This window comes from Agreia sp. Leaf244 (genome assembly GCF_001422695.1).
GTDB lineage: Bacteria > Actinomycetota > Actinomycetes > Actinomycetales > Microbacteriaceae > Agreia.
This window is the reverse complement of sequence record NZ_LMLX01000003.1, coordinates 43051-61868: the sequence shown is the minus strand read 5'-3', so window position 1 is coordinate 61868 and position 18818 is coordinate 43051. Positions and strand designations below refer to the sequence as shown.

General features: G+C 67.7%; 16 protein-coding genes and 2 tRNA genes. 11 read left to right on the top strand and 7 right to left on the bottom strand.

Going from position 1 to position 18818, the window contains the following annotated elements; translation table 11 throughout:
• Window positions 1-7 precede the first annotated feature (7 nt).
• From ASF06_RS10270 to ASF06_RS10255, 4 genes are read left to right on the top strand one after another with little or no spacing between them, the layout of a single operon-like run.
• Window positions 8-499, top strand: a complete 492-nt coding sequence (locus ASF06_RS10270) for a ribose-5-phosphate isomerase (protein WP_055946570.1) — start codon at window positions 8-10, stop codon at window positions 497-499.
• 3 nt (window positions 500-502) lie between these two features.
• Window positions 503-1489 carry an Fpg/Nei family DNA glycosylase gene (locus ASF06_RS10265; RefSeq protein ID WP_055946567.1) on the top strand — a complete coding sequence of 329 codons (987 nt, stop codon included), beginning with the start codon at window positions 503-505 and terminating at the stop codon, window positions 1487-1489.
• 1 nt (window position 1490) lies between these two features.
• Complete coding sequence (locus tag ASF06_RS10260) at window positions 1491-2117, top strand: FMN-binding negative transcriptional regulator (RefSeq protein ID WP_055946564.1); 627 nt, start codon at window positions 1491-1493, stop codon at window positions 2115-2117.
• Window positions 2114-3604 carry an amidohydrolase gene (locus ASF06_RS10255; protein WP_326941558.1) on the top strand — a complete coding sequence of 497 codons (1491 nt, stop codon included), beginning with the start codon at window positions 2114-2116 and terminating at the stop codon, window positions 3602-3604. Before ASF06_RS10260 ends, ASF06_RS10255 begins: the two co-directional genes overlap by 4 nt.
• A gap of 449 nt (window positions 3605-4053) precedes the next feature.
• Here the strand turns inward: ASF06_RS10255 and ASF06_RS10250 are convergent, their stop codons facing one another.
• The 4 genes from ASF06_RS10250 to ASF06_RS10230 all read right to left on the bottom strand — a co-directional run bounded on the left by ASF06_RS10250 (window position 4054) and on the right by ASF06_RS10230 (window position 7474).
• Window positions 4054-5097 (bottom strand): HNH endonuclease signature motif containing protein, encoded by a 1044-nt coding sequence (locus ASF06_RS10250; protein WP_268750642.1) that lies wholly within the window; start codon window positions 5095-5097, stop codon window positions 4054-4056.
• Between the two features lie 527 nt (window positions 5098-5624).
• A complete protein-coding gene (locus ASF06_RS10240) occupies window positions 5625-5906 on the bottom strand; it encodes a hypothetical protein (protein ID WP_055931750.1) in 282 nt (93 codons plus the stop codon).
• A gap of 9 nt (window positions 5907-5915) precedes the next feature.
• Complete coding sequence (ppk2, locus tag ASF06_RS10235) at window positions 5916-6839, bottom strand: polyphosphate kinase 2 (protein WP_055946555.1); 924 nt, start codon at window positions 6837-6839, stop codon at window positions 5916-5918.
• 146 nt (window positions 6840-6985) lie between these two features.
• The gene (locus tag ASF06_RS10230; RefSeq protein WP_055946551.1) at window positions 6986-7474 is read right to left on the bottom strand and encodes a Dps family protein; all 489 of its coding nucleotides are present in this window, start codon (window positions 7472-7474) and stop codon (window positions 6986-6988) included.
• A 165-nt stretch (window positions 7475-7639) separates the two neighbouring features.
• On the opposite strand from ASF06_RS10230, the gene ASF06_RS10225 reads away from it, so the two are divergent.
• Both ASF06_RS10225 and ASF06_RS10220 read left to right on the top strand, forming a co-directional pair.
• Window positions 7640-9079 carry a sensor histidine kinase gene (locus ASF06_RS10225; RefSeq protein WP_235500974.1) on the top strand — a complete coding sequence of 480 codons (1440 nt, stop codon included), beginning with the start codon at window positions 7640-7642 and terminating at the stop codon, window positions 9077-9079.
• Window positions 9080-9083: 4 nt separating this feature from the next.
• Window positions 9084-9764, top strand: a complete 681-nt coding sequence (locus tag ASF06_RS10220; protein ID WP_235500973.1) for a response regulator transcription factor — start codon at window positions 9084-9086, stop codon at window positions 9762-9764.
• 40 nt (window positions 9765-9804) lie between these two features.
• Here the strand turns inward: ASF06_RS10220 and ASF06_RS10215 are convergent, their stop codons facing one another.
• A complete protein-coding gene (locus ASF06_RS10215) occupies window positions 9805-13662 on the bottom strand; it encodes an SCO7613 C-terminal domain-containing membrane protein (protein ID WP_157439156.1) in 3858 nt (1285 codons plus the stop codon).
• 123 nt (window positions 13663-13785) lie between these two features.
• Window positions 13786-13859 (bottom strand) — tRNA-Gly (locus ASF06_RS10210).
• Window positions 13860-14062: 203 nt separating this feature from the next.
• Between ASF06_RS10210 and ASF06_RS10205 the strand changes: the two genes are divergently transcribed.
• Window positions 14063-14140, top strand: a tRNA-Pro gene (locus ASF06_RS10205).
• A 74-nt stretch (window positions 14141-14214) separates the two neighbouring features.
• On the top strand, window positions 14215-15561 hold the full coding sequence (gene tig / locus ASF06_RS10200; RefSeq protein ID WP_055946545.1) for a trigger factor: 1347 nt from the start codon (window positions 14215-14217) through the stop codon (window positions 15559-15561).
• Window positions 15562-15635: 74 nt separating this feature from the next.
• On the opposite strand, the gene ASF06_RS10195 is transcribed toward tig, so the two are convergent.
• Window positions 15636-16265: a TetR/AcrR family transcriptional regulator gene (locus ASF06_RS10195; RefSeq protein ID WP_082500866.1), complete on the bottom strand. Its 630-nt coding sequence runs from the start codon at window positions 16263-16265 to the stop codon at window positions 15636-15638.
• Window positions 16266-16325: 60 nt separating this feature from the next.
• Between ASF06_RS10195 and ASF06_RS10190 the strand changes: the two genes are divergently transcribed.
• The 3 genes from ASF06_RS10190 to ASF06_RS10180 all read left to right on the top strand — a co-directional run bounded on the left by ASF06_RS10190 (window position 16326) and on the right by ASF06_RS10180 (window position 18673).
• Window positions 16326-16715, top strand: a complete 390-nt coding sequence (locus tag ASF06_RS10190; protein WP_055946540.1) for a hypothetical protein — start codon at window positions 16326-16328, stop codon at window positions 16713-16715.
• A gap of 41 nt (window positions 16716-16756) precedes the next feature.
• Window positions 16757-17512 (top strand): aminoglycoside 3'-phosphotransferase, encoded by a 756-nt coding sequence (locus ASF06_RS10185; RefSeq protein ID WP_055946538.1) that lies wholly within the window; start codon window positions 16757-16759, stop codon window positions 17510-17512.
• A gap of 456 nt (window positions 17513-17968) precedes the next feature.
• On the top strand, window positions 17969-18673 hold the full coding sequence (locus tag ASF06_RS10180; RefSeq protein WP_055946535.1) for a hypothetical protein: 705 nt from the start codon (window positions 17969-17971) through the stop codon (window positions 18671-18673).
• The last annotated feature ends 145 nt before the right edge of the window (window positions 18674-18818 follow it).

Below are 18818 nucleotides of genomic sequence, written 5' to 3'. Positions count from 1 at the left end.
TCATCCCATGCGCATCCATATCGCCACGGATCATGCCGGACTCGATTTCTCACAGACCATTCAGCAGCATCTCGCATCCCTCGGTCACGACGTGGTCGACCACGGGCCGACCAGCTACGACCCGATCGACGACTATCCCTCGTTCTGCATCAACGCGGCGCAGGCCGTGGTGCGCGACCAGCAGGCGGGCGTCGAGGCACTCGGCGTCGTCTTCGGCGGCTCCGGCAACGGCGAACAGATCGCAGCGAACAAGGTGACCGGTGTGCGGGCCGCACTGGTGTGGAACCTGTCGACCGCGGTGCTCGCCCGACAGCACAACGACGCGAACGTCATCTCGATCGGTGCGCGCCAGCACACCGTCGACGAGGCGATGAGCCTGATCGACGCCTTCGTCGCCGAGCCGTTCTCGTTCGAGGAGCGGCACGTGCGCCGCATCGCGCAGCTCGCGGAGTACGAGGCCACGGGGGCCATCGCCGGACACGTCGTCGACCCGGCCTGATCCATGCCCGAAGGACACTCCGTACATCGCATCACCCGGCAGTTCACACGCAACTTCGTCGGTCGCCGCGTCGAGTCGTGGTCGCCGCAGGGCCGGTTCGCCGAAGGGGCTGCCATTCTCGACGGGCGCACCATGACCGACGCGAAGGCGGTCGGCAAGCAGATGTTCCTCGAGTTCGACGGCGAGGTCTGGCTGCGCGTGCACCTCGGCATCTACGGTGCGTGGGACTTCGCCGGAGACATCACGCGCGATGACACCATCGTGTCGGCGAACGGGCGTATGGGCCAGACCAACCAGCGGGGCACGGTCGTCGATGAAGACGGCGAGGACTCGATCTCGAGCATCGGTGCGCCACGGCGTGCCCGCCTGCGCATGTCGGAGCAGGAGCAGCTCGGAGACGACATCACCGAATGGCCGCCGGCGCCCGTAGGAGCTGTACGGGTGCGCCTGCTGACCGAGACCGCGGTCGCCGACCTGCGCGGCCCGACCGCGTGCGAGATTCTGGATGCGGCCCAGGTCGCCGCCGTGATCGCCAAGGCCGGGCCGGATCCGCTTCTCGAGACCACGCCGAAGGCCCGGCGCGCAGCCGAGGAACGCTTCACGGCGGCCGTGCGCAAGAAGCAGACCCCCATCGGTCTACTGCTCATGGACCAGTCGGTCGTGAGCGGCATCGGCAACGTCTACCGGGCCGAGCTTCTGTTCCGCGCCAGGCTCAACCCGCACACCCCGGGCAAGCTCGTTGCCGAGGACACGGTTCGCGCGCTGTGGAAGGACTGGACGAAACTGCTCACCATCGGTGTCGAGACCGGCCAGATGATGACGATGGACAAGCTCTCGAAGGCCGACTATCTCAAGGCGCTCGCCAAGCGCGACGATCGGCACTGGGTGTACAAACGGGACGGGTTGCCGTGCCGCGTCTGCGGAACGAACATCATCGTCGAGATCATGGGCGGCAGGAAACTGTACTGGTGCCCGAAGGACCAGGCCTGACATGAGAAGAACACCCGTCTTCACCCTCACCGACGAGGCCGAGCTGCGCCGACTCATCGAGCAGAACCCCTGGATCACCCTGGTCAGCCACACGTCGAAGGGCCTCGTCGCATCGCACTACGCGGTGCTTCTCGACGACACGCGTGACGAGCTCGCCATCGTCGGCCACGTGGGCCGCCCCGACGAGAGGCTCCACGAGCTCGGCGCTCACGAGGTCATGGTGATCGTGCAGGGCCCCCACGGGTACATCTCGCCGTCGTGGTACGACGCCGACCTCGCGGTTCCGACCTGGAACTTCACCTCGGCGCACCTCTCCGGCGTTCCCGAGATCCTCGACGCAGACGAGAACCTGCGCGTTCTCGATCGGCTCGTCGAGCACTTCGAGCAGCACGTCGACGCACCGAGGCTGATGCGAGGAACCGCCGCGGACTCGGCATACGCCGACGCGATCAGCGCCGGCACCGTGGGATTCCGCCTGGTTCCGACACGCATCGAGGCCAAGAGCAAGATGAGCCAGAACAAGCCTGCCGAGACGGTCGATCGCATCATCTCCGAGCTCGAGGGCGACGGACCCTACGCCAGCGAGGCGCTCGCGGCCGAGATGCGACGAGTACGAGGAGAGAAGTGATCGACTCACTGCTTCTGGCCGGCGGCAGGCTGCCGGGCGGATCACGCGTCGACGTGCGGGTGGTGGACGGTCTTATAGATTCCGTCGGCCCGGTCGGCGAGCTGTCGCGTGATCAGTCCGCGCGCGTCGTCGATCTCGATGGACGGTTCGTGATCCCCGGACTGTGGGACAAGCACGTCCATGCCACCCAGTGGGCACTCGTGTCGCGGCGGCTCGATCTCGCGGCGGCCGAGTCGGCGGCTGATGCCGTGGCGATCGTCGCCGGGCGGCTCCGACACGAGGATGCGACTGCTGAGACGGATGGCGGCCCGCTGGTCGGCTACGGCTTCCGCGATGGGCTCTGGCCCGATGCTCCGCATCGTGCTCTGCTCGATAACGTGTCGGGCTCACGCCCGGTGATCCTCGTCAGCGCCGACCTGCACTGCTGCTGGCTGAACTCGGCCGCGCTGGCACAGCACGGCCGCGCGGATCATCCGACGGGGCTTCTGCGTGAGGACGACTGCTTCGCCGTCACCCGCACCCTCGGCGCCGTCGAGACGCAGACGCTCGACGGCTGGGTACGGGACACCGCGAAAGCCGCCGCCGCCCGCGGAGTCGTGGGAGTCGTCGATCTCGAGATGTCGTGGAACGTCGACGACTGGACCCGTCGCATCCGCTCGGGGTCGACCGAGTTGCGGGTGCGGTTCGGCATCTATCCGCAGCATCTCGACCGCGCGATCGACGCGGGCCTGGTCACGGGCGCGCTTGTCGCGGGCACGCACGGGCTGCTCGAGGTCGGCCCGTTCAAGGTGATCACCGACGGGTCGCTGAACACGCGCACCGCCTTCTGCTTCGACGAGTATCCCGGCCTCGAGGGGCAGCGCAATTCGCGGGGACTACTCACCATTCCCTATGACGAGCTCGTGCCGCTTCTCAGACGGGCGACTCATGCCGGGCTCGTTCCGGCCGTGCACGCCATCGGCGATCACGCGAACAGGCTCGCGCTCGACGCCTTCGAGCGGCTCGGCGTGAGTGGAAGCATCGAGCACGCCCAGCTCGTCGATGACGCCGACTTCGAGAGGTTCGCCCGTCTCGGAGTCGTCGCCGGCGTGCAACCCGAGCACGCCATGGATGACCGCGATGTGGCCGACAAGTACTGGACAGGGCGCACAGGGCGGGCCTTCGCATTGGCATCGCTGCTCGCGGCCGGGGCCGAACTGGCTCTCGGCTCCGACGCGCCCGTCGCGCCGCTCGATCCGTGGATCACCATCGCCGCCGCCGTCGCGCGAACGGGCGACGACAGGGCGCCGTGGCACCCGGAGCAGGCCATCTCCGTCGAAGACGCACTCATCGCCTCGGCAGACGGCCGCCGTTCGCTCGAGCCGGGAGGGCCGGCCGACATCGCCGTGCTCGACATCGACCCACTCGCCGCAACGACAGACGAGCTGCGCCGGATGCCCGTGGCCGCCACGCTGCTCGCCGGCCGCTTCACGCACGACGCGCTCTGATTCCGGGCGCGCCGAAGCTCGGAGCGCTGCCCTGAGCCCGCTGCGGCGTCGTCGGGCTGCGGCGATCTCGATACGCGGTGCTTGTTCCTCGCGCCCCTACTCGATCGGCGCCCTTCGAGTCGGTCGCGGCAGCTCCTTGGGCGGCACAGTCTCGGTGTCGGGCCCGCTGCATTGTCGACGCTGGGCGGAGGCGCTCTCGTCGACCCTTCGTCGGACGAGTGGGTAGCCCTTCGACAAGCTCAGGGAACGACGCGGTTGTACCTTCTGCGTTGGTCGACGAAGCTTGGCCCTTCGACAAGCTCAGGGAACGCCGCGGTTGTTCTCGCCTCCCTTGCGTTAGTCGACGAGGCTTGGCCCTTCGACAGGCTCAGGGAACGGGGCGGCTGTTCTCGTCTCCTTTGCGTTGGTCGAGTTGGCCGCTTGCGGCCGTATCGAGACCCATGGTCGGGTTAGAAGGGGCAGTCGTCGAGGTCCTCCTCGGGTGCTGTCGTGTTCTGTGTGGCGGCTTTGATGAGGGCTTGTGGTGCGGGCCGCATCCTGCCTTCGGGCCGGACTGTGTAGATGTGGCCTGCAGGTGAGGTTGCGGTGAGGGTGTCGTCTCCGTTCTGGATGAACTGCCACCTGGTGTGGTGTTTCGCCCGGTGGTGGCCTGGGCTGAGTGGTGCCAGATTCTCCGGGATCGTGCCTCCGCCGTAGGCGTGGTCCTCGGTGTGGTCCATGTCTGCCTGCTCCGACGGGACCGTGCATCCCGGGAACACACATTCCGGGTGCACCAGTCGGGCATGGTCGATCATCGCCGCGGTCGGCCGGTAGTCCCGCGGGTCGGTGGCAAGGATGCGTCCCGTGATGGGGTCTGTGAGGATGCGCCGCCACGACGTCGCGTCCGCGGTGAGCTGGGCGGCGGTGGCGGGGTCGATGGGACCGTAGCCGCGAAGGATGGCCGCCTCCTCACCAACACCTAACAGCGTCATCGCCGGAACCATGACAGGCACCCTGCCGCGAATACCGCGGGTGGCCCCGGGGATCGAGGTTTCTCCGTTGAGGAGCAGGTCGGTGAGGACATCGACCTTGAGGTGTCCCATGCTCCGCGGGTCACCGGACTGCTTCAACCCTGCGGCCAATCGGACGGCGCGGTCTGCGATGGCGTGGATCTCCGGTGCCGGGGCGAGCAGGGTGAGTTGAGCCATGCCGTCCGCTGCCGGATCCACATAGATACGTCGAGTGCCCGCTGCCTTCTCTGCTCGTTCGACCGCGGTCAATGGTTGGGCGAGTTCGACTTCGTGGCGGGCTTTCTTCTCGAGCTGCTTCGGGTTCACCTCCGCCGCGAGCACCGCCAGGCGGGCGTCGTACGTGGCGAGGGCGTCGCCGTCGAGGTTCTCGGCGTGCTTCGCGATGACTTCGGCGTGTTCCCACGAAACAGCACCTGCGGCCACCGCGGCCAGGGTCGCGGGGAGCCGGTCGACGAGAGCTTTGCTCGTGTCGACGAGCGGCAGTTCGATACTCGGTGCGGCGGGTCAGCAGGGCGAGCTCGGTGAGAAGTTCGACGCGCTCGACCCGGGCGGTGGACCATGTCGGTCCGGCGGTGGACGTGTCAACGGGTGCTTGCCGATGGAGCTGGCGGGCGGCCTCAGTGATGCGTCTGGCCCTGACCGCGGATAGGCGGGCTATCTGCGTGTCGAGGGCGGCGACCTCATCGAGCGCGACCACGTACGGGTCGGCCGAAAGGGGTGGGGGTGGGGGTGTCATGGGACAAGTTAAACAGTGACCACCGACATCGGGTCGTAGTGAGCATTCGATACTTGATCAGGGTAAACGGGTGTGGATAAGTGTCGTGAGGGATGGGCTGTGGAGGAGGAGTCGTGGCTTGACAGGGGTGCCCTTCGACAGGCTCAGGGAACGGGGTCTGGACCGGACGGTGGGCCCTTCGATGGGCTCAGGGAGCGGGGCCCGACGCAGCTAGGCCGGGCGCCCTTCGACAGGGTCAGGGAACGGGGTGCCGAGCCGTCGTCGGGCGCGGTGCTCAGCGGCGAGTGACGAGTGACCAGGCGGCGCGGCGAAGCTCGGGGTAGTCGAACGCGATCGACCTCAGGATCTCGAAATTCGACAACCGGGGCTCGGAGGGGTCGCGCTGCTCGACGTGGGCGGTGCGCAGGCCGATGACGACGCACTGGTCGACCGTCGGCAGGTCGGGAAGAAAGTCCCACGGGTCTTCGCCCTCACGGCAGCGGGCCTCGATTCCCGCATCGAGAACGTCGCGGGCCTCCTGCCGGAGCTGCGCCAGGGCGAGCAGATCTTTTTCCACCCGACAAGGCTACGCGACGATGCCGGCGTTCTCCCCGCGCTCGTAGATGCGAGCGGCCGATCCGACGATGTTCTCGTCGGGCTGGCCGACGATCTCGTGGTCCTTGTTGTCGTACTCGAACAGGCTCAGCACGTGACGCATCGCCTCGAGGCGGGCGCGCTTCTTGTCGTTGCTCTTCACCACGGTCCACGGGGCATTCGACGTGTCGGTGTGCGCGAACATGGCCTCCTTCGCGGCCGTGTAGTCGCCCCATTTGTCGAGGGAGGCGATGTCCATGGGGGAGAGCTTCCACTGACGCACCGGATCGACCTGCCGGATCGCGAACCGGGTGCGCTGCTCGTCGGACGAGACCGAGAACCAGAATTTCACCAGGTCGATGCCGTCGCCGACGAGCATCTCCTCGAACCTCGGCGTCTGCCGCATGAACTCGTCGTACTGCTCGGGGGTGCAGAAGCCCATCACCCGTTCGACGCCTGCGCGGTTGTACCAGGAACGGTCGAACAGCACGATCTCGCCAGCTGCGGGGAGGTGCTTCACGTAGCGCTGGAAGTACCACTGGCTGCTCTCGCGTTCCGACGGCTTCTCGAGTGCCACGGTTCGCGCTCCCCGCGGATTGAGGTGCTCGGTGAAGCGTTTGATCGTTCCACCCTTGCCGGCAGCGTCACGGCCCTCGAAGACCACGACGAGTCGGCGGTCGGAGGCCTTGATCCAGTTCTGCAGCTTCAGCAGTTCGATCTGCAGCAGTCGCTTCGAGAGTTCGTATTCGTCTCTCTCCATGCGCTCGGCGTAGGGATAGCCCTCGCGCCAGGTGTCGATGCGCGTGCCGTCATCGGAGATGAGCACCGGGTCATCGTCGTCATCGTCGAGAACGGTGTAACCCGTCACATCTTCGAGGTCGGGCGGCAGTGCATAGTGGCTCACGAGCTGCGTCATAGCGCCAGACGCTACCCTCCGGTGGCATCCCGCCGGTGTCCACGAGGTGGACGCCCGGTTAACCGACACAGCCCTTAACCGAGACAGCCCTCCGACGGACCTGACACGATGTGCCGGCCCGTCGAAGGGCTGTGGTGCGAGAGGCTCTACTCGGCGATGTGGGCCGAGAGGAACCAGCGCGACTTCTCGAGACCGCGGGCGATCTCGAGCACGACGTCCTGGCTGGTGAGGTCGATGTCGTTGAGCTCGGTGATGGCCTTGCGGATGCCGACGAGCGTGGCGTCGATCTGCGCCACCATCGCGGCGATCATGTACTCGGAACGCTGGAAGCCGGGCTCCATCGTGGGAATGACGGTCTTCGAGGCGACGGTCTCGATACGCGCATCAAGGGGCAGGCCGAGAGCGACGACCCGCTCGGCGGCGAGGTCTGCCCAGTCCTGCGCGTGGCTTACGACGTTGTCGAGAAGCTCGTGCACGCCGATGAAGTTCGCGCCGCGAACGTGCCAGTGCGCCTGCTTGCCGTTGATGGCGAGGGCCTGGAGGTCGACGACGATCGGTGCGAGGAACTGGGCCGTGGCGGCTGCGACGTCGGGGCTCGTCGAGCTGGTGGGAACGGTGACGGTGGTGTTGGTCATTGTGTGACTCCTATCGTGTCTGACACGTACAACCGTACTCAGCACAGATTGTTCCGCAAGCAAGCTGAGGCTGGGCTAACTTGGGCCTGACCGGGGGTTAACCCCCGGTCGAATCCGGATGCCGGTCGCATGTCGCCGAGGCGACGTGACGGTCAGGGTTGAGGAATGACAACAGACACGACAGACATGACGCCAGACACGACAGCGCAGACACTCGACATGACACTCGCGCAGGACTCTGCCACTCTGGGCACAATGATCGACAACGACGACAGGGCGCCGGTGCGCGGCCGCTTCCGTCGACGTTGGTCCCGCGTGCCTCGCGAGGTGGGCTTCCTTCTCGGCACCCTTCCTGTCGCCACCGTCGCCTTCATCGTGCTCGTGACCCTGTTCACCCTCGGCATCTCGACCGTCATCATCGTGGGCGGCGTCTTTGTGCTCGTCGCTGCCCTGGTCGCGGCACGGTGGTTCGGCACCATCGAGCTGGTGCGCCTCGAGGCCGCCGGGATGCCTCGGATCGCTCGTCCGCTGTGGGACATCGAACGCGCGCCGGGCGTCATGGGGATGCTCCGCCACTATCTGGGAAGTGCGCATCACTGGCTCTACCTGCTCCATGGAGGGATCGTGAACTTCGCCGTCGGACTCGCGAGCTGGTGCATCGCGTTCACCTGGCTCGTGAGTGGGCTCGGCGGCCTCAGCTACGGCATCTGGTCGCGCTTCCTTCCGGCACACGAGCCGGGAAACCTCTGGTTGAACAAGGTGGCCATCGAATTCGTGATTCCCGGGTTCGAGATCGGCAACGACCCCGACGGTCTCCAGCGCAATGAGACGATCCTCTACGCGCTGTTCGGCCTCGCGATGCTCGCCGTGCTTCCCTTCGTCACGCATGGCCTGGTGCGGCTGCACGACGTGATAGCCCGCGGCATGCTCGGACGCTTCTCGTCGGACGAGCTGAAGCGCGAGGTGGCGGCCCTGGGCGCATCGCGCGACGCGGCCGTCTCGGCCGAGGATCACAGTCTGCGCAGACTCGAGCGCGACATCCACGACGGGCCGCAGCAGCGCCTCGTGCGCCTGCAGTTCGATCTCGCCAGTGCTGAGCGCGCCCTCGACTCCGACCCCGCCGCCGCACGAGCCCTGCTCGTAGGCGCCAGGGAGCAGTCGCGAGAGACTCTCGAGGAGCTCCGCGACCTGTCGCGTGGCTTCGCGCCGCCCCTGCTGCAGGACAGAGGTCTGGCTGCCGCGCTCGAGTCGCTGGCCGCACGGAGCACCGTGCCCACCGACATCCGGCTGGCTGTGGGGCAGGAGCGCGTCGCGCCGGAGATCGAGCGAAGCGCCTATTTCATCGCGGCCGAGCTGCTCGCGAATGTCGCCAAGCATGCGGGCGCGACCGCGGCGACGGTGTCGGCGTCGACTCTCGAATCGGACTCGGGGGAGCGATTTCTTGCGCTCACCGTGCTCGACGACGGCCACGGCGGCGCGACGATGGTCTCGGGCCACGGCCTGGAAGGTCTCGCCGAACGGGTGAGTGGGCTGCGCGGAGAGATTTCGATCACGTCACCCGAGGGTGGACCGACGATAGTCACGACCCGCATCCCCCTATCCTGAGGGGGTGAGCGATCGGGACGAGAGGCCGCAGCCGCGCGGCAGGATCCGTCTCGTTCTCGCCGAGGACTCGCTTCTGCTCCGCGAGGGGCTCGTGCGACTTTTCGATGAGGCCGGATTCGAGACGGCCGCCGCCTACGGGGACGCCGACGCCCTGCTGTCGGACATCGCGGCGGTGCGACCCGACGTCGCGGTGCTCGACGTGCGGATGCCGCCGACATTCCGAGACGAGGGCGTGCGTGCGGCGCTCGAGTTGCGCCGACGGCATCCCGACATCGGCATCCTGCTGCTGAGCCAGTACGTCGAGGAGACCTACGCCGTCGAGCTGCTGGCGGCGGGCGACGGGGGAATCGGCTATCTGCTCAAAGACAGGCTGGCGTCGCTCGACGAATTGCAGGATGCCGTCACCCGCATCGCCGGCGGAGGAACGGTGCTCGACGAGCAGGTGGTGCGGCACCTGCTGGGACGGCGACGCGACCCTCTGGCGACGCTCACCGCGCGGGAGCGCGACGTGATCTCTCTGATGGCCGAGGGGCGCACGAACGCGGGGATCGCGGCGCAGCTCGTGGTGGGGACAGGCGCGGTCGAGAAGCACGTCTCGAGCATCTTCTCCAAGCTCGAGCTCGACGACTCGGGAACCGACCATCGCCGCGTTCTCGCCGTTCTCGCCTGGCTGCGCGCATCCTGAGTTACGCGCGAGCAGTCGATCGCGCTCGCGGTCGACGAGCTCAGCGCAGTGCCCTGATCGACCCCACGAACGACCTGAGGTTGCGCACGCGGTGCTCGTAGCGCGCTGCCACGGCGATCAGCACGATGCCGCCGACTCCGAGCCAGATCCACCAGGGCACCGCCGAATAGAGCCCCTGTATCCAAGGCCAGGACTGGGCGAGGGCATGCGCGATCAGCACGACCGATCCGACGACGAGGGGTGCCTGCCACCGCAGCGCGACGGCAGCCACGACGACGATGACCGACAGCACGCCGAGGGCGATCACACGAATGAGGTCGGTGCTGCCGAGGTCGGCCAGCAGCGACGGCACCAGAAGCACGATGACCCCGATACCGAGGTGCGGCCACGACCTCGCCTGCGCGTCGCGGTGCAGGGTCACGACGCCGGACACGATGAGGGAGAGGGCGAGGGGCGCGGTCGATAGCTCGAATGGACGGGCGGCCGAGGTCGCGAGACCGGCGATACCGAGGATCACGACAATCGAGATCGCGGTCGCCCACGTCGCGCGGTCGGTGGGAACCCGTCTGCGCACCGCCGCCACGACGCTGACGGCGGCGAGTGCGACGCTCACGAGCACGAGTCGCACGGCCGCATACGCCTCGGGCAGGGACACCAGGCAGACGAGCGCGGCCAGACCGACGATAACGACCGCGGCAGGCACACCGAGCTGGGCGATTCGGAACGGCAGTGCACGACGTCGCGTCCAGACGATCGATGTCGTGACGAGTGCGAGCGCGGCGGGAACGACCCAGATCTCGGGCACGATGACGGCGCTGTCGACGGCGCTGTCGACGGCGTCCCGGACGGTGCCCGCCGAACCGACCATGACGAGGATGGTGATCGCCACGAGAAGGACGCTGTCGCGCACCAGGATCGCGCGGATGACCCGGGGTGCGATGAGCGCCGCCGCCACGAGAACGGCGGCGATGGCGAGGAGGACGGCTCCGCGCGCAGGCGACCCGATGATCGCGGGCACTGCCGAGGGCCCGAGTGCGACGAGGAGACCGACCGCGAACAGGGTGGAGCGACCTGCGACCGGCGTCGCTGAGGGGCGCCCGAACACGGCACTGGCCGCGGCGATGCCGAGCAGCAGACCGGCGACCGGAAGCGAGTAGGGCTCGATGTCGGACACGCCGCGATAGACGAGGAACTGCCACAGCGCCGCAACCGCAAGGATGCACGACGCAATGACGAAGTGGCGCCGAGGAGCTGTGCTGGTGAAGGGATGTCCCGCGCCGAGCGCGACGATGAGCGGTGCCACGGCAAGAAGCAGGAGGATGAGCCAGGTCGCTTCGCCGACGTTCGTCGCCGTGCGGGCCACGGCGACCACGATCACAAGTGCGGTGGCGCTCTGCCAGGCGATACGGGCGGCGGCCCGCAGGCCGGTCGACGCTCGGGCGAAGATCAGGAGGCCGGCTGTCGCCGACAGGATGGCTGCGACCGGTCCGCCGAGATAGTCGCCCACCAGCGCGAGCGATGGCTCGATGAGCGATGCGACGGCCGCGAGTGCGGAGGCCATCGCCAGGGGCGCCAGGGATGCGAGGACCACGCGCTCAACGAAGCCCGCCACAGAGGTTCGACGCTGCCAGATAATGCCGGCGACCGTGAGGATCAGGGGGATCACGATGCGGGCGACGTGCTCCGGGGGCGTCGTCGCGGGCGTCGCGCTCGTCACGGTCGTCACGAAGGCGACGATCGAGCAGATGGTCGCGACGGCAAGGGCGACGATGGCGGCGGCCCGCACATCTGCGGTGTTCGATGTCGCTCGACCGTCGACGGGGCGGCGCACAAGGAACGGTGCTGCCACCAGCAGGAGTGACGAGAGGATGCCGGGGATTCCGACGAAGTCGATCGGGCTCGAGCCGACGAGCTCGACGACGAAGGCGCCCGTGGGCATACCGGAGAGCCAGGGGGCGAGGAGGGTCGCCTCGGCGAGAATCAGGGCGATGGCCAGTGCGGTGAGCGCAGCGCGAACGAGTCGCCGCGCGGGACCACCGGTCGCGACTGCGTGCCGCGTGGCGACGACGAGGAGGGATGCTGCGAAAGCCGTCGGCAGCCACAGGACCGCACTGGCGTGGGAGAGCACGACGAGGGCGAGCGTCGCCATAGCCAGCGCGACCGCCGCCGGAACCTGCGTCGCGGGAGCGCTGCGTCGGCGAGTGAACAGGAGCACAGCCAGGCAGGCGCCGGCGACGACAAGGTACCCCGACAGCACGAAAAAGACGGTGCCGCCATGACTGGCCGCTGCGAGCACGGCGAGAGCTGACAGACCGCCCACGATGGCCCGGGCAGCATTCGGCAGATTCCCGAACCGGATGGCGACAGCGCCGAGGGTGGCGGTGATGGCCGGCCCGAGCACCGCCGCCCACGCCCCGACCTCGAAGACCACGCCGATCGGGTCATCCGGGTTCGCGCCCCACAGGGAGTACTGCGGCACGAGAGAGCCGAGGACGTGCACCGACGCGATGACCACACTCGGGAACAGGCCTATCGCTGCCACGACCAGTGCGGAGCCCTGCGCCCACGTGAGGGTGCGTCTCGCGGCGACGTTCGTCGATCTGCGCGCCAGGACGACGAAGACCGTCGCCACGATGCTGGCCGCGACGCCGGGAGCCCACAGCGCGAACCCGGTCGACGACTCTCGGAGTACGGAGACGGCCGAAGCGAGCGCGACCGACAGGCCCACGAGCACCGATGCCGTGTTGCTCCACGCTGCGGCGGCGTCGGACTCTCGTCGGAGTCGAGCGCTGAAGGCGCCCCAGACGAGAGCGCAGACCGCATACGCCGCAGCCGGGATGCCCGGGACGTCGGGGAGCAGCAGGGCGGCGGGGATGAGTGCCGCTGTCGAGAAGGTGAAGGCGAGCGACCGTACGAGCGCGGCCCCTGCGCCCCGGCCCGTGAGGCGTCGCATAAGCAGCGTGGACGCGCCCGCCGCCGACAGCCCCGCCCACCACGCCAGTCCCGTGTCTACCGGTGCCACTGCGCCGATGACGCCGAGCGCGATGCCCGTCGGCATCAGGATCAGGCTCCCCATGCGCGCGAAGCGGAGGGAGGTGAGGCGATGGAGCACGACGAGGAGAGCCGCGAGAACCAGAAGTCCGCCGCCCCAGAACAGGGTCGGCGAGACCGCGGCCGACCCGAACACCTCTGCGCCGCGGATGAAGCCGAGGGTTCCGATGAGGATCGCGGCGCCCGCCACCCCGACGCCCTCGCCCGTCGCGGGGAGGCGACGGCGTGCGAGCAGCCACGCGACGCCGAACACGGCGAGTCCGGCGAGGGCCGTGACGACGACGCGCACCTCGACGGTGGCGAACAGATAGGCGACGGTCAGGAAGAACAGGGCGAAGACCGAGAGGAGGACGATTCCTGTGACGAGGAGGAAGACCTGAACGCCGGAGCGCCGAGGTGCGGCTGGTGCTGGTGGCCCGGCGGGTGCTGCCGGCACGGCCGGCCGAGCGGTCTGCGACGAAGGGAACGACGGAGGAAACGGGGGAGTGGCCGCCGGAGCGTAGGTCTCGCCCGCGGCGTCCGCGACAGCGGCATCCGGAACGACTGCGTGCACGGGCGGCGCGACCGCGCGAGTCTGGGCGAGCGCCTCTGCCTCGGCGGCCAGCTGCTCGCTCCACAGGAGATCGATCAGCTCGCGGCGGCGCTGCTCTGTTTCGACGAGCTCAGTCGAGAGGGCGATGAGCTGGGCGGCGCGTGGCACGGCGAGCTCGAGGCCGCACGCTGCGCAGCGGCTGCTGGGCAGAACGGCGAAGCAGCGCGGACACAGTGCGGTGTCGGTGAACGCTCGAGGCGTCGTCGGCCAGGAGGCGCCGGGCACGGGAGCGGGGGCAGGCACAAGGTCTGTCATGTCCACAGCGTGTCAGAGAACTCGCGGCCACCGTGGCGTGTGCGTGAGGTCTGTGGACAATGCCGATATGTGTGCGGAGACGAGGAAGGCCCCCAGTATCGACTACCGGGGGCCTCGTAAGAATGGAGGGGCTGACGAGAATCGAACTCGCATCATCTGTTTGGAAGACAGAGGCTTTACCACTAAGCTACAGCCCCGAAAAGGGTGGGTGCGCCGCAAGCGGCACTGGAACATCGTAGTACACAGTTTCCCCGAGCGCGTAACCGGGCATCGGAAACTGCTCAGCAGCCGCCCAGCCTGTGCAGTAGACTTGCCGAGGCCAATTCGCCCGGCACTACCCTCGTGCCAGACGCCCTGTGCGTCACCCGGTGACTGGCCTCGCGGGACTTGTGACGAGAACCGGGGCGTAGCTCAGCTTGGCTAGAGCGCCCGTTTTGGGGGCGGGAGGTCGCAGGTTCGAATCCTGTCGCCCCGACCACAGCGCGAGTTCCCAGCAACACTTGATCAAGCCACACGGTGCAGCACAGTACTAACCCTCAGGAGAAGCCAAACGTGAAGACCACGGTCGAACAGCTCACCCCGACACGCGTGAAAATCGCCATCTCGGTCACCCCCGACGAGCTGAAGCCCAGCATTGATCACGCCTACGGCCACATCGCCGAGTCGATCAACATCCCCGGCTTCCGCAAGGGCAAGGTTCCGCCGCCCCTGATCGACCAGCGCGTCGGCAAGGAGGCCGTGCTGGAGCACGCCGTCAACGACGGCCTCGACGGCTTCTACCGTCAAGCCATCACCGAGAACGAGCTGCGCCCCCTGGGCAAGCCGTCGGCCGACATCGTCGAATGGCCCAGCAACAAGGACTTCTCGGGAGACCTCGAGCTCGCCATCGAGGTCGATGTGCGCCCCGAGATCACCCTCCCCGACTACAACGACCTCGAGGTCACCGTCGACGCCGTCGAGGTGTCGGATGACGACATCGCCACCGAGCTCGAGAACCTGCGCAGCCGCTTCGGCACCCTCGTCACCGTCGACCGCCCTGCCAAGACGGGCGACTTCGCCCAGCTCGACCTGGTCGCCACCATCGACGGCGCCGAGGTCGACAAGGCCACCGGCATCTCCTACGAGGTCGGCTCCGGCGAGCTGCTCGAGGGAATCGACGAGGCGCTCGACTCCCTCTCGGCCGGCGAGTCCACCACGTTCGAAGCCCCGCTGCTTGGCGGAGACCACGCCGGTTCCGACGCGCTCGTGTCGGTGTCGCTGCTCGCGGTCAAGGAGCGCGAGCTTCCCGAGGCCGACGACGACTTCGCCCAGATCGCCAGCGAGTTCGACACGCTCGACGAGCTGAAGGCCGACCTCAAGAACACGGTCGCCAAGCAGAAGGCGTTCGGCCAGGCATCCGCCGCCCGCACCAAGCTCGTCGAGACCCTCCTCGAGAAGGTCGACGTCGCCGTTCCCCCCGCGCTCATCGAAGACGAGGTGCACCGTCACCTCGAGAACGAGAACCGCCTCGAAGACGACGAGCACCGTGCCGAGGTCACGACCTCGAGCGAGAGCACCTTCCGCACCCAGATCCTTCTCGACGCAGTCGCAGAGAAGGAGCAGGTCAAGGTCGGCCAGGACGAGCTGACGCAGTACCTCGTGCAGAGCGCCGCCCAGTACGGCATGGAGCCCAACGAGTTCGTTCAGGCCCTCGACCAGAGCGGCCAGATTCCCGCGATGGTCGGCGAGGTCGCCCGCAACAAGGCTCTCGCCATCCTCCTGGGCAAGGCGAAGGTCGTCGACACCGACGGCAAGACCGTCGACCTCAAGGAGTTCGCGGCCGTCGTGTCCGAGCCCGACGACGCGATCGACGAGCACGCCGGTCACGACCACGACGACCACGAGGGTCACTCGCACTAGTCGTTTCACACGAAGGGCCCGGCATGCGCACGCATGCCGGGCCCTTCGTCGTTCCTGCGGCCGGATGCCTGTGGTCAGTCGGCAGGCAGGTGCCCGAGGGCGACGAGGGTCTCGGCTGCATGGCGGGCGGAATCCTCCGGCGTCGGGGCGGGAGTGAGGCCGAGCAGCCGTCGCCGATGCGGCTCGCCGAGGAGCAGGGCATAGAGCCGCTCGGCGTCCGAGGTGTGCGATGCGTCCGACGTCTGCGACGCATCCGAGGCGCCCGGTGCATCCGGGCCCGAACCGGCCGCTCGCAGGGCCGCGAGCAGCAGCTGCGTCGTCCGGGCCGGTCCGGCGACGTAGAACGACCGTGCCAGCTCTGGGAACCTCGTCGACTCGCCGACGACGATCCGATGCAGGGCGACGGCCTCATCGGAGTGCAGCGTCTCGACCAGTGACGTGCAGAGCTCGAGCAGCGGGGCGGACTGCTCCGCGGTCTCGGCGATCCTGTCGTGCAACCGTTCGACGGCCGCGGTGAAGAGTCCCGCCTTGTCGGTGAAGTAGGCGTAGACGGTGCGTTTGCTCGCCGAACTGCGCTGCGCGACGAGATCGAGGCTGGTCGACGCATAGCCCTCTGCCAAAAAGAGGGCGACGGCATCGTCGAGCATCCGCGCACGACGTTCCGACCTCTGCGAATCCGGAATGCGTCCTCGAGATGTGGTCATCCACTAATGGTACTTGCTCGTATCATTAACGCTGTTCACGACGTACGAAGGAGAGCTGGAATGGGTTCACGAATACTGCATGTCGCCATCGCCGACGACTGGGGCGCCTCGGGCAACTTCGGCGAATACGAGGTGTCGACTCGAGGCGTCGGGTTCTTCGACGCCGGCTATATCCGAGCGACCACGGCAGGAGGCATAGACGGCGTCCTGCAGTCGATCTATGGAGACCTTCAGCTGCCGTTGCTTCTCGTGGTCATCGACGTGGCCGCGCTGGAAGCGGCCGGAGTCCCTGTGCGACGGGTCGCCGAACAGAACACCGCTCGGGACGCGCCCCGAATCGAGGGCATCCTTCCCATGGACGACGCCGTGATCGTGGCGACCCTTGCCATAGAGCGGGTCGACGGCGTTCTGCGGGTACCGGATCTCGCGGGCCTCGACGTCATCGACTGACTCCACATCATCGACTGACGCGCGTGGTGCAGACTCGACTGATGGAGATTGCCGCGGTGCCTACCGGACCGGTTCCGGTTCCCGGCATCGTCGAGCACCTCGCCGGGGGTGACTCGATCACCCCGGTCTGGCGCAACACGCTCGGCGGTCTTACGTTCAGGCTCTCGTCCGGCGCATCCGGTCGCTTCGTCAAATGGATGCCGACGGGCACGCCCCGCGTCGACGCCGAGGTCGCGCGGCTCGGCTGGGCGGGCTCGTTCGCTCGGGTGCCCCGGGTCGTGGATTCAGGTGATGATTCGACGGGCTCGTGGATGCTGACGGCCGCCTTGCCGGGCGACAGTGCGGTCGACGCACGCTTCGTGTCGAACGATGCGGCCTCACGCGTGGCGGCTCGAGCCATCGGTGCCGGACTCCGCGAGCTGCACGATCGACTGCCGGTGCAGGAATGCCCCTACTCGTGGTCGGCGACGAGCCGCATCGCGCGAGCGAGGGCTGCGGGTCTCGATCTGCCCGTGGCCCTGGATGCCGCTCCTCCCGTCGATCGGTTGGTCGTCTGTCACGGAGATGCATGCGCCCCGAACACGCTGATCGCAGACGACGGATCGTTCGCCGGACACGTCGACCTCGGATCTTTGGGAGTCGCCGATCGCTGGGCCGACCTGGCCGTGGCCATGTGGAGCCTGGAGTGGAACTACGACGGGGGAGAGCGCCTGGAGTCGGAGCTGCTCGACGCGTACGGTGTCGCCCGCGACGAGACCCGGATCCGCTACTATCGGGCTCTCTGGGCCGCCACCTGACCATCGCCGCACTTCTCCTCCCCAGCCCGACGCATCCACCCGGCGCCAAAGCACTCAACCCTCGCCTGGTCGGTGCATTCCCACCGATTCGATGGGCCCGACGTCATCGAGTCGGCGTAAAGGGGTGCATGACGCTGGGTTTCGGTGCTTCTGCGACAAGTCGACGCATCGTGCTGTCCTGTGGAGAGACACACAAGCAGCGCGAAGACGGGGCAACATGTCGGGATGCCTCGTCGTGTAGCCCTTCCACCCCAGCTGACGGGACGGTCGTTCTCGGTTGCGGAAGGGCGGCACGCGGGCGTCGGCCGTCAGCGGATGCGCGGACGAGACCTCGAGCGGCCGTTCCACGGGGTTCGAGTCCGGCGGGGCAGTATCCACGGACTGTATGGCCTGTGCCTGGCCTACCTGGTGCGCATGTGTGAAGACGAATTCTTCTGCGGCCTGACAGCAGCTCGGATGTGGCGCATACCTCTGCCCGACGAGTTCCACCGGTCGGAGGGCGTGCACGTGGGCCGGATGGCGCCGAATCGGGCCAGCCGAGCGCGCGGCGTCCGAGGCCGCGCGTTCACCGACACCGGCATCCGAATTGACAGGAGATATGGATTCCGCGTCACGGATGCAGCCTCCACATGGTGCCACCTCGCCGGTGTGCTCTCGCACGACGACCTGGTCGCCGCAGGGGACCACCTCATTCTCGTGCCGAAGAAGGCTCAGCCGGGTGAGGCTCGTCCCTACGCAACGATCGAGCAACTGACCGACCGTGCGAAGTCCTACTCCGGGAGGCATGCCAGGGCGGCCCGGCGTGCACTTCTCGACATCAGACAGGGAGCGGAGTCTCGTCCGGAGAGCATCCTCCGCCTGCACATGATGCGGGCCGGCCTGCCCGAGCCCGAACTCAACGTCGATGTCTTCAGTGCGTCAGGCACGTTCCTCGGCCGAGCCGACAGTCTCTTTCGAGACTTTCGAGTCATTGCCGAGTACGACGGAGAGCAGCATCGAACAGACTCCGTTCAGTACAACAAGGACATGCTCCGGATCGAGGGTTTCGTTCGCAACAGGTGGACGCCCATCCGTGTGCGCAAGGGACAGCTTTTCGGCGACCCGGAGGCCGCGGTGGCCCGGGTCGAAGGAGCCCTTCGCGACGCCGGTTGGCGACCATGAACCCGTGCACGGACATCCACTAGACGCATATGCACCAACGCCGTCATCGAGTCGGCGCAGGTGCACCCATGGTCGGGCCGTTCAGTGCTTTTGCGCCGACTCGGTAGCGACACCGACAGGTGGGAGTGGCGCGACGGGCGGGGGC